The 11,251-nt window shown below is 60.3% G+C and carries 10 protein-coding genes; 4 read left to right on the top strand and 6 right to left on the bottom strand.

From position 1 onward, the window contains the following. Positions 1-63: 63 nt before the first annotated feature. From ACW9JE_RS10310 to ACW9JE_RS10325, 4 genes are all read right to left on the bottom strand, one after another. Positions 64-1,449 carry a M16 family metallopeptidase gene (locus tag ACW9JE_RS10310; protein ID WP_457432674.1) on the bottom strand — a complete coding sequence of 462 codons (1,386 nt, stop codon included), beginning with the start codon at positions 1,447-1,449 and terminating at the stop codon, positions 64-66. Positions 1,450-1,608: 159 nt separating this feature from the next. After that, entirely contained in the window at positions 1,609-3,267 is a 1,659-nt protein-coding gene (locus tag ACW9JE_RS10315) for a Na/Pi cotransporter family protein (RefSeq protein ID WP_457432675.1), read from the bottom strand. Positions 3,268-3,584: 317 nt separating this feature from the next. Then, positions 3,585-4,352 (bottom strand): TerC family protein, encoded by a 768-nt coding sequence (locus tag ACW9JE_RS10320; protein ID WP_457432676.1) that lies wholly within the window; start codon positions 4,350-4,352, stop codon positions 3,585-3,587. Between the two features lie 85 nt (positions 4,353-4,437). Beyond that, complete coding sequence (locus tag ACW9JE_RS10325) at positions 4,438-5,745, bottom strand: CitMHS family transporter (RefSeq protein ID WP_224541458.1); 1,308 nt, start codon at positions 5,743-5,745, stop codon at positions 4,438-4,440. A gap of 438 nt (positions 5,746-6,183) precedes the next feature. On the opposite strand from ACW9JE_RS10325, the gene ACW9JE_RS10330 reads away from it, so the two are divergent. Continuing rightward, positions 6,184-6,585, top strand: a complete 402-nt coding sequence (locus ACW9JE_RS10330; RefSeq protein ID WP_224541460.1) for a GFA family protein — start codon at positions 6,184-6,186, stop codon at positions 6,583-6,585. A 5-nt stretch (positions 6,586-6,590) separates the two neighbouring features. On the opposite strand, the gene ACW9JE_RS10335 is transcribed toward ACW9JE_RS10330, so the two are convergent. Beyond that, entirely contained in the window at positions 6,591-6,917 is a 327-nt protein-coding gene (locus ACW9JE_RS10335) for a DOPA 4,5-dioxygenase family protein (RefSeq protein ID WP_224541462.1), read from the bottom strand. Positions 6,918-6,998: 81 nt separating this feature from the next. Between ACW9JE_RS10335 and ACW9JE_RS10340 the strand changes: the two genes are divergently transcribed. Further along, positions 6,999-7,658, top strand: a complete 660-nt coding sequence (locus ACW9JE_RS10340; protein WP_457432677.1) for an NAD(P)-dependent oxidoreductase — start codon at positions 6,999-7,001, stop codon at positions 7,656-7,658. A gap of 19 nt (positions 7,659-7,677) precedes the next feature. Here ACW9JE_RS10340 and ACW9JE_RS10345 read toward each other — a convergent pair whose 3' ends face one another. Continuing rightward, positions 7,678-8,628, bottom strand: a complete 951-nt coding sequence (locus tag ACW9JE_RS10345) for a choline sulfate utilization transcriptional regulator (protein WP_224541466.1) — start codon at positions 8,626-8,628, stop codon at positions 7,678-7,680. 113 nt (positions 8,629-8,741) lie between these two features. On the opposite strand from ACW9JE_RS10345, the gene betC reads away from it, so the two are divergent. Both betC and choX read left to right on the top strand, forming a co-directional pair. Then, the gene (gene betC, locus ACW9JE_RS10350; RefSeq protein ID WP_224541469.1) at positions 8,742-10,256 is read left to right on the top strand and encodes a choline-sulfatase; all 1,515 of its coding nucleotides are present in this window, start codon (positions 8,742-8,744) and stop codon (positions 10,254-10,256) included. 16 nt (positions 10,257-10,272) lie between these two features. Continuing rightward, positions 10,273-11,190 (top strand): choline ABC transporter substrate-binding protein, encoded by a 918-nt coding sequence (gene choX / locus ACW9JE_RS10355; protein ID WP_457432678.1) that lies wholly within the window; start codon positions 10,273-10,275, stop codon positions 11,188-11,190. The last annotated feature ends 61 nt before the right edge of the window (positions 11,191-11,251 follow it).

Raw genomic sequence — 11,251 nt, forward strand, 5'->3', positions numbered from 1 at the left:
GTCGTAGGAAAAATCCCCGACAGGGTACCGCTGGCAGGGCGGCGTGGCGAGCCTCGGCAGCTGCTACAGGGTCCGTGTCGATCTTCGATATAAATGCCAACCCAGAATTGTCAGGACGAGCAGGCCCAGCCCACCGGCAATTACCCACAACACCTGATCATCGCCGAGCAGCGGCTTCTCGATCCGGATATACCCCGGCTGCATCAGCAATTCACGCATGGCCTTGTTGGCTTCCGCCAGCGTCACCGACTGCAACTCCTTCGCCGGATTGGCGAATCGCCCGTCTTCGTAGTCGCCGATGGCGCTCCAGTAGTAATCGGCCAGCGCGCTGTTGCCTTGCACCGCCCAGGACTGGCGGGCGATGGCGGCCTGCTTGAGGCGGTTGAAGGTCTCGGCGTTCAGGCCGTTGAGCAGTTGCGCCTTCAGCTCCTCCAGCACCTGCTGCGCCTTGTCCACATCGTCCCGTTCAAGGTCCGCGTTCAGGCTCATGAAGCCCACGCCGCCGAACACCTCGCGCTCGGCCCAGGGCCCGTAGGACAGGCCGTACGCCAGACGCAACTGGCGATAGAGCGCCCAGTCCAGATAGTCCTTGAGCAGATCGAAGGTCTGGTCGTGCTGATCTTCCAGCACCGGCTCCGGCACCAGCCAGTGCAGCTTGGCTCCGTCGCCGACAAAGCCGCGGATCAGGCTGCGCTCATGGGCGGCGCTGGATTTGATTTGCGGCAGTTCCGGGTGGGCGGTCGGCTCGATCGGTTTGAGCGCACCGTAGGTCCGCTCCAGATAGGCCGGCAGCAGGCGATCGAGGTCGCCGACCACGATCAGCGTCATGTTGTTGGGCGCGTACCAGTCCTTGCGCACCTTCTCCAGTTGCTCGCGGGTCAGTTGATCGACCTCCGCGCGCTCGGAACATTTGAGGCCCAGCTCGACGGCCAGTTGCTTGCTGGCGCTGTGCCCCAGATCCTGGCGGTCCAGCCAGCGTTGCAGATGAGAGTAATGGCCGCCGTCTTCGCGCTCGACCACTTGTTTGGCGGCATTGACGGCGTTGTCGTCGAATCGGGTCTGGGTCAGCAAATCCAGCAGCAGATCGAGGACTTTGCGCTGGTTTTTCGCCGGGGCTTCGATCACGAAGGTGGTGTCGGCGTTGCTGGTGAAGGCGTTCCACTCGCCGCCCAGGGCCTGCATGCGCTCCTCGAGGCCGCCTTCGCCGCTGGCGTCGATGCCGCTGAACAGCAGATGTTCGAGCAGGTGTGGCAGCTCCTTGTCGGCGCATTTGAAATCGTCGATGCCGACACCCACCACCAGCCGAATCGCCACATGCCCGCGCTCCGCGCCCGGCTTGAGCAGGATTTGCACGCCATTGCGCAGGGTATAACCCTCGACCTGGAAGCGATCCAGGGCAAGGGAGGGCAGTGAACCGAGCAACAGACAGGCGAACAGCAGGCAACGCATAACGAGCTTCCATACGGCTGATTGGAGATCCGAGTCGCTTTTCAGGGCGCCATCGCGAGCAGGCTCGCTCCCACAAAGTCAGATTCCTTTGGGAGCGAGCCTGCTCGCGATGATCCTCAACCTGAACTGATGTTACTGACTGACCACACCGCCAGACGTTCAAGGCGAATGCGTGGTATCGGTCAAATCATCGACCGCCAGGGCTCCGGTTTCCGACGTTTCCAGCACCACATAAGCACTGCTGCAGAACAGCGAATTGAGGCGCTTCATGTCGGCGATCAACTCAAGATGCAGGGAACTGGTCTCGATACTCTGCACGATCTTACGTTGCAAACGGCTGACATGCGCGTGGGCCAGGCGGCGTTCCTGTGCGCGAAAGCGACGTTTCTCGCGCAGCAGCTGGCGGGCGCTTTCCTTGTCTGCGCTCAAGAACACCGACAGGCCCAGCCGCAGGTTGGCGATCAACTGACTGTTCAATCCCGCCAGCTCTTCCAGACCCACCTCGGAAAACGAGCGGCGCTGAGAGGTTTTCTGCTGCTGGACCTTGCGCAGCATGCGTTCGATCAGGTCGCTGGCCAGTTTCAGGTTGATCGCCAGTTCGATGATCTCGGCCCAGCGCCGGCTGTCCTGATCACTGAGGTCTTCACGGGGCATCTGCGCCAGATACAACTTGATCGCGCTGTAAAGCGACTCGACATCATCGGTCATGCGGCGCATTTCCTGGGTGACGGCAGTCTGATTGCCACGCAGGACATCCGACATCGATTCGAGCATGCTGTCGATCAAGTCGCCGATACGCAGCGTTTCCCGGGCGGCGTTGGCCAGCGCCAGACTCGGTGTATCCAGTGCGCTCAGATCAAGATGCCTGGGTTTGGCCGTGCCATTGACTTGCGGGCGCTCGGGCAGCAGCCAGGCACAGAACCTGGCCATCGGCCCGACGGTGGGCAGCAGAATCAAACAACGCGCCGTGTTGTAGAGCAGGTGGAAGCCGATGACCATTTCCTGCGGGCTGAAGTCGAGGCTGTCGATCCAGTGCACCAACGGGTCGAGCACCGGAATGATCAGTACCAGACCAATCAGCTTGTACAACAGGCTACCGAGCGCCACCTGACGCCCGGCGGCGTTCTGCATGCTGGTGCTGAGGAACGCCAGCACACCGCTGCCGATATTGGCGCCGATCACCAGGCCGAGGGCCACCGGCAGGCCGATCACCTTGGCGCCGGCCAGGGTCGCGGTCAGCAGCACCGCCGCCAGGCTGGAGTAGGAAATCATCGCGAACAGCGCGCCCATCAGGGCATCGAGCAGAATGTCGCCGGTCAGCGAAGCGAAGATCACCTTCACGCCCTTGGCATGGGTGATGGGCGCCGCGGCCTCGACGATCAGTTGCAGCGCCAGAATGATCAGGCCCAAGCCGATAGCGACACGGCCCATCTGGCCCAAGCGGGTCTGCTTGCGCGACAGGAAGAAGATCACTCCGATGAAAATCAGCAACGGCGACAGCCATGACAGGTCGAAGGTCAGCACCCGCGCCATCAGCGCCGTACCGACGTCGGCGCCGAGCATGGTCGACAGGGCAGGGGTCAGCGCCATCAGGCCCTGACCGACGAAGGAGGTGACGAGCATGGCCGTGGCGTTGCTGCTCTGGACCATCGCCGTCACTGCAATCCCCGAGAGAAAGGCCAGCCAGCGTTTGGACATGTTGCGGCCAATGACATGGCGCAGGTTGGAACCGTAGACCCGCAGGATGCCGGTACGGACGATGTGCGTGCCCCAGATCAGCAAGGCCACGGCTGAAAGCAAATTGAGCAGGGTGAGCATAAAGGCCCCCTGTGGTGGTAGCGCCCCAAAGGAGCAAGTTGACGGTACCGCGAGGTTCTACGTGTTGTACTTAAGCTGTAGTTGGCTAACGGTCTGGGCGCCAGCATCGCATAGCTAAAGAAGTGATTGAAACAAAAGTGTCATGAAAACAGCTTCATGCAGACAAGCAAAAGGGGCCCGAAGGCCCCTCGCTCTGTTCTTCCTGTAGGAGCCGAGCTTGCTCGCGATGGACTCAAGAACGCCGCGGGGCATCAGGTGCCCAGCGTCATCGTTGACGACCATCGCGAGCAAGCTCGGCTCCTACAAGGGAGGGCCGGTTACTGCCCCGGAATATCCTTGCGCAGTTTCACCGGATCCTGCTGCTGTTTCTTGCGGGCGATCGCGGTGCGCATCTTGATGTTGATCGCTTCCACCGCCAGCGAGAACGCCATGGCGAAGTAGACGTAGCCTTTTGGCACGTGAACGTCGAAGGATTCGGCAATCAGCACCGTACCGACGATCAGCAGGAATGCCAGCGCCAGCATCTTCAGCGACGGGTGCTTGTCGATGAACTCGCTGATGGTGCCCGAAGCCAGCATCATCACCAGCACCGCCACGACGATCGCCGCGACCATGACCGGTACATGGGAAACCATGCCGACGGCAGTGATCACCGAGTCAAGGGAGAACACGATGTCGATGATCGCGATCTGCACGATGGTGTAGAGGAAGTTGCCGCCCTTGCCGCTCGGCTCGTCGTTGGACTCATCCTCGCCTTCCAGCGCGTGGTACATCTCCTGGGAGCTTTTCCACAGCAGGAACAGGCCACCGAAGAACAGGATCAGGTCACGCCCGGAAATGCCCTGGCCGAATACTTCGAACAGGTCGGCGGTCAGGCGCATGACCCAGGTGATGGACAGCAGCAACAGAATCCGCGTGATCATGGCCAGCGCCAGACCGAAGATCCGGGTGCGCGCCTGCATGTGCTTGGGCATGCGGCTGACCAGGATCGAAATCATGATGATGTTATCGATACCCAGAACGATTTCCAGGGCGGTCAGGGTAAAGAAGGCAACCCAGATTTCAGGGTTGGTCAGCCATTCCATGTGTATTCCTTTGAGCGTGTGTTAAACCACAAAGGGTCCGGGCTTCAGACAGCGAAGCCGGGACCCTTAATGGCGAGTCTTGGGCTTATAGAGTGCTGAACAGCGGAAAAATCCCCATCAGCAGTGCTGCAACCAGTATGCACATGCACACCAGCACTGCCCACTTGAGGGTGAAGCGCTGGTGGTCACCGAAGTCGATACCGGCCAGGGCCACCAACAGATAAGTCGATGGTACCAGCGGGCTCAACAAGTGGACGGGTTGACCGACGATCGAGGCACGTGCCATTTCCACCGCGGTTATACCGTAGTGGCTGGCGGCTTCGGCAAGTACCGGCAACACGCCATAATAAAATGCATCGTTCGACATGAAGAAGGTGAACGGCATGCTCACCAGCGCCGTGATCACTGCCAGATACGGGCCGAGGAAGTCCGGAATCACTGCCAGCAGGCTTTTCGACATCGCGTCGACCATCCCGGTGCCGGTGAGGATACCGGTGAAGATACCGGCGGCAAAGATCAGCCCGACCACTGCCAGCACACTGCCGGCGTGAGCCGCGACACGGTCCTTCTGGGCTTGCAGGCATGGGTAGTTGACGATCATCGCGATACTGAAGGCCACCATGAACAGCACCGGCAGCGGCAACAGGCCGGCGATCAGGGTGCACATCAGGCCCAGGGTCAGGGCGCCGTTGAACCAGATCAGTTTCGGGCGGCGAGCATCCGGAAATTGCGAAACAGTGATTTCGCTGTGATCGATCTCATCGCCCACCAGATGCAGTTCACCCAGACGAGCGCGTTCACGTTTGCCGTAGAAATAGGCGATTGCCAGGATCGCCACAACGCCGGCAGCCATTGCCGGAATCATCGGCACGAAGATCGCCGAAGGGTCGACGTGCAGCGCACTGGCGGCACGAGCGGTCGGACCACCCCACGGGGTCATGTTCATCACGCCGCCGGCGAGGATGATCAGGCCGGCCATGATCCGCGGGCTCATGCCGATGCGGCTGTAGAGCGGCAACATGGCGGCGACGCAGATCATGTAAGTGGTGGCGCCGTCACCGTCCAGGGACACGACCAGGGCCAGTACGGCAGTACCGACCGACACTTTCAGCGGGTCGCCCTTGACCATCTTGAGGATCTTGCGCACGGCCGGGTCGAACAGGCCGGAGTCGATCATCAGGGCAAAGTACAGGATGGCGAACATCAGCATCACGCCGGTCGGCGCGAGTTTGGTGATGCCTTCGAGCATCATCGGGCCGATTTTCGGGCCGAAACCACCGAACAGGGCGAAGACGATCGGGATGATGATCAGAGCGATCAGCGCGGACAGGCGCTTGGTCATGATCAGGAACATGAAGGTGATGACCATGGCGAAGCCAAGGAAAGTCAGCATGGGAATACTCCAGGCGTAGCGCAGCTAGGGAATGGGCGGACCGGTTCGGATCAGCGCAAAACGGGAAGCACGAGACGTACGGGTGGAGTTGTGGCGAAGCGGCGGGTAAAGGACATCAGGATCACCATTGTTGTTGTTAAATGGACCTGGCGAGCATCGATACACTCGCATTTGGCCAACCGGTCTATTGCCGGCAGTGAGGCGATCCTAATCGCGCAAGCTTTCAGCCAGCTTTCGCCAATGAAAGGCATGACCGGAAGTACGACCGATCGTCGGACGGGGTTTTGAGCCCATACTTGTGGCGAGGGGGCTTGCCCCCGTTGGGCTGCGCAGCAGTCCCATCTTTTGGGGCCGATTCGCGACCCAACGGGGGCAAGCCCCCTCGCCACAATGCCCTCATCGCTGTTGACTGGCATTTAGGGCTCAGGAGGAAAAGAGATGAAGGCGCTTCACACCGGCGGCTGCCATTGCGGGCAACTGCGCTATCAGTTCAGCGGGCCGTTGCAGGATATCGCCCACTGCCATTGCTCGATTTGCCGACGGGTCAGCGGCGGCATCGTCACCACCTGGATCACTATTCCTTCATCGGCCTTTCAATGGCTGACCGGCACACCCTCGCAGTACGACTCTTCAGCCACCTGCGTGCGATATTTCTGCGGCCATTGTGGGGCGCAGCTGGCACTGACCACCCACCTGAGCCCCGATAGCATCGATGTGACCATCGCCACCCTCGACCATCCCGAACAGGCAGCGGCCGAGCGCCACATCTGGACCGACAGCCGCCTGCCGTGGCTGCACCTGGACGAGCATCTGCCGCAGGAACCGGAAGAAACCCTATAGGTTGATCAAAAAATAGACAGGTCCAGCGGGCGAATCGCGCCCATCCAGATCGCGTGATCACGGTGGTCCAGCAGATCGTTCCCCGTGTCAGGGTGCAGGAACACCACCAATCCCTTGCGGTTGAGCGCCAGCCACGGCAGCACCTCGCCAATCAGCTCCGGTCCGAAGGCCAGTTGGCAGCTCCAGTCCGGATGTGGCCCCACCGGGCGTTCGTGCATGCGGCCCATCTTCAACGGGAACAAATGCGCCGCCTGTTCGCACAGCTCGCGCGCCTGATCGATGGTGCCGGCATCGAAATAAACATGGGCGTGATAGCCCTTGATCGCTTGCATCTGAAGCCCTCTGAATCGTTTCGAACCCTCGTTGTTTCCCGCGTGTCACACCTCTATAGGCGACAAACAAGGAGCTCAGCCATGAAAAATGCCGAAACGCCGGTGGTCAAAGTGGTGCTCTATGGTGCCATGAGTAGCCTTGGGAGCGCGCTGATGGCTGAACTGCTGCGGCGCCAGCATGAAGTGATCGCCATCCTCGATGAGCTCAATGCGCTCGCGCCGCGACCCGGGCTGCGCACCAAAACCGGCGATCTGTTCGAAGCCGAACGGGTCAAGCAGAGCGTAGCCGGCAGCTCGGCAGTCGTCTGTCTGCTGGACTCGCCCGGGTTGCCGCTCAACAGCGAATACGTGGAGAAAACCATCGTGCCGGGGCCGGTGGAGCAGGTGCTGGCGTCAGATGCGTTGATCGACGGGATGCAGGCTGCGGGCGTCAGCCGGTTGATTCTGGTCGGGGACTTCGAGGTGCTGGACGATCCGGACACCTTCGATCCCCTGCAACGTCATGCCGCCGAGGAAATCCGTGAGGCTCTGCAAAGCAGCGCATTGCAGTGGACGCTGGTGAATGCGCCGCGAGGCGTACCTGGATTGACCATCGAGCATTTCAGCCAGATCAGCAGCAGCCTGGAACCGGGCCTGGCCGAGCCACTTGAGCGTCTGGCCCGTACCGCCGCTGGCATTGTCGATGAGCTGCGTTTGAATCTGCATATTGGCGAGCATGTGGATTTTGTCGCGACCTCCTGAACGCTGCGATCTTTGATCTTCAAACCGCAATCGAAGGAAGCGTCAAACCGTTGAGCGACTGCGCACTGTCAGCCTGCTCCGCCATCAGCCAATCCACGAACCGCTGTATCAACGCCCCACGCCGCTTACGCTGCGGCAATACCACGTAGTACCCCAGCCGCGAAATCACGGTTTCCTCTATCGGCCGGCACAACAGCCCCTGCGCCAGCAAGTTATCCACAAGGTGCCGCCAGCCGATTGCCACGCCCTGACCACCAATCGCGGCCTGAATCAGCAGGGTGTAGTTATCGAACCGCAACTGCCCCGGAGCGGGAGGCGAGGTGATCCCCAACTCGCGAAACACACCGCTCCAGTCGAACCAGTTGCTGCTGTGTTCACCCCGCAGGTGCAACAGCGGAAATTCCAGCAAGGCCTTGGGTGGCAAGGGCAGGGGACGTTCGTTCAACAGCTGCGGGCTGCACACCGGGAAGACTTCCTCGCTGAACAACCAATGGCTCTCGCCCTGCTTGAAGCGCCCGTCACCGAACAACACCGCCACATCGATATCAGTGCGCAGCATGTTGTGGCTGCGCTCGCTGGTCACCAGGCTGACATCGACCTGTGGATTGGCCGCGTGAAACCGGTGCAGGCGCGGCATCAGCCAGTACGCAGCGAACGCGAAATCGGTCGCCACCTGCAGCACCTCGTGTTGATGCTGCGCGCTGATCGCGCTCAATCCCGCGTCGATATTCTGCAAACCGAGCTGAACCTGCTCGAAAAGGATCATCCCGACTTCGGTCAGTTCGATACCGCGATAAATGCGGTCGAACAGGCGGGTGGCCAGTTGTTCTTCCAGACGCTTGATCTGCTGGCTGATCGCCGGCTGCGTGGTCCCCATCTCGACCGCAGCCGCCGTAAAGCTGCGATGACGCGCCGCCGCTTCAAAGGCACGGAGCAAATCCAGAGACAGGTCACCGAGGGCGTCATACATAAGCTGTGCTTATCCTAGTCATTGTCGCGCATGGGCTTTACCGCAAAGCTGGCGGATTTCATTCTCGACCCAGCACTCTCGCATAAACATCCACTATGGAATGCCGCGATCACATGAAGCGCAAGAACATTCTTTTCATCATGGCCGATCAAATGGCCGCGCCAATGTTGCCTTTCTACGGCCCTTCGCCCATCAAACTGCCTAATTTGAGCCGCCTCGCCGCACAAGGCGTGGTGTTCGACTCCGCGTATTGCAACAGCCCACTGTGCGCACCGTCGCGATTTACCCTGGTCAGCGGCCAGTTGCCCAGCAAGATCGGCGCCTACGACAACGCTGCGGATTTTCCCGCCGATGTACCGACCTATGCCCATTACCTGCGCCGCCTGGGCTATCGCACTGCACTGTCGGGCAAGATGCACTTCTGCGGCCCGGACCAGTTGCACGGTTACGAAGAGCGCCTGACCAGCGACATTTACCCCGCCGACTACGGTTGGGCGGTGAACTGGGACGAGCCGGACGTGCGTCCGACCTGGTATCACAACATGTCATCCGTACTACAGGCCGGTCCTTGTGTACGTACCAACCAGCTGGATTTCGACGAAGAGGTGGTGTTCAAAGCCCAGCAGTACCTGTTCGACCATGTTCGTGAAGACGGCGATCAGCCGTTCTGCCTGACCGTTTCCATGACTCACCCCCACGATCCTTACACCATTCCCAAGGCGTTCTGGAATCTGTACGACGACGCCGAAATCCCGTTGCCGGAAACCCCGGATCAACACGATCTCGATCCTCACGCCCAGCGTTTGCTCAAGGTCTACGACCTTTGGGACAAACCGCTGCCTGTGGATAAGATTCGCGACGCCCGTCGAGCCTATTTCGGTGCGTGCAGCTATATCGACAGCAACGTCGGCAAACTTCTGGAAACCCTCGAGGAAACCGGGCTGATCGACGACACCATCATCGTTTTCTCCGGCGACCACGGCGACATGCTCGGCGAGCGTGGCCTCTGGTACAAAATGCACTGGTACGAAATGGCTGCGCGGGTGCCCCTGTTGATAAGTGCCCCAGGGCAGTTCGGCGCCGGTCGTGTCAGCGCCTCGGTATCCACCGCCGACCTGCTTCCGACCTTCGTTGAACTGGCGGGTGGCTCGCTGGAACCGGGCCTGCCGCTGGACGGGCGCTCTCTCGTATCGCACCTGCAAGGGCAGGGCGGGCACGACGAGGTGTTTGGCGAGTACATGGCCGAAGGCACCATCAGCCCGTTGATGATGATTCGCCGTGGCCCTTACAAATTTATCTACAGCGAAGATGACCCTTGCCTACTCTTCGATGTGCAAAACGATCCGAAGGAGCTGGAGGAGCTCAGCCAGTCCCCGCAACATCGCCAGCTGTTTGACGAATTTCTCGCCGAAGCACGGGCCAAATGGGACATATCGTCGATTCACCAACAGGTGCTCGCCAGCCAGCGACGCCGGCGTTTCGTTGCCGAGGCGCTGACCCTCGGCAAGCTGAAGAGCTGGGATCACCAGCCGCTGGTGGACGCCAGTCAGCAATACATGCGCAACCATATCGACCTTGATGATCTGGAGCGTAGAGCACGTTATCCACAACCCTGCCAAAACCAATAATGTTGAGGGGAAGTCCATGCAAAGGTTATCCACAGTACTGACGGTCGGGCTTTTGGCCCTCAGCAGTGCGTCGGCGTTTGCCGACCAATGCGAGACGGTGAAAATGGCCGATCCGGGCTGGAGCGACATCGCCGCGACCAACGCCATCACCGGTTTTCTGCTGGACGGCATGGGCTACAAGGCCAAGGTCGACACCCTCGCGGTGCCGATCACCTTTGGCGGGCTCAAGGATGGCCAGGTGGATGTGTTCCTGGGTAACTGGATGCCGGCGCAACAGGGCTTCTACGACAAGTTCGTGGCCACGGGCGATGTCACGCAACTGGCCAAGAACCTGGACGGCACCGAATTCACCCTCGCGGTCCCGGATTATGTATGGAACGCGGGTGTGCATAACTTTGCCGACCTGAACAAGTTTGCCGACAAGTTCGACCACAAGATCTACGGCATCGGCTCGGGCGCACCGGCGAACATTTCCCTGCAGGAAATCATCAAGAAGAATGATTTCGACATGGGCCAGTGGAAACTGGTGGAGTCCAGCGAGCAGGCGATGCTGGCTGAAGTCTCCCGCGCGGTGAAGAAACAGAAGTTCGTGACCTTCCTCGGCTGGACCCCACACCCGATGAACGTGCAGCTCAAGATGCACTACCTCAAGGGTGGCGAGAAATACTTCGGCGACACCGGCACCGTGCACACTCTGACCCGCAAAGGTTATGCACAGGCCTGCCCGAACGTCGGCAAGCTGCTGACCAACCTGAGCTTCACTCAGGAAATGGAGAACAGCATCATGGCCGAGGTGGTGAACAAGAAAGTCAGCAACGCCGATGCGGCCAAGGCCTGGATCAAAGCCAACCCGGCGGTGCTGGACAAGTGGCTTGATGGAGTGAAGACCGTGGATGGCAAGGATGCGTTGCCGGCGGTCAAAGCCAAACTCTGATCCAATGCGGGAGCGGGCTTGCTCGCGAATGCGGCCTGTCAGTCAAAATATCGCTGGCTGA

The sequence above is a fragment of the Pseudomonas sp. SDO55104_S430 genome (assembly GCF_054070595.1).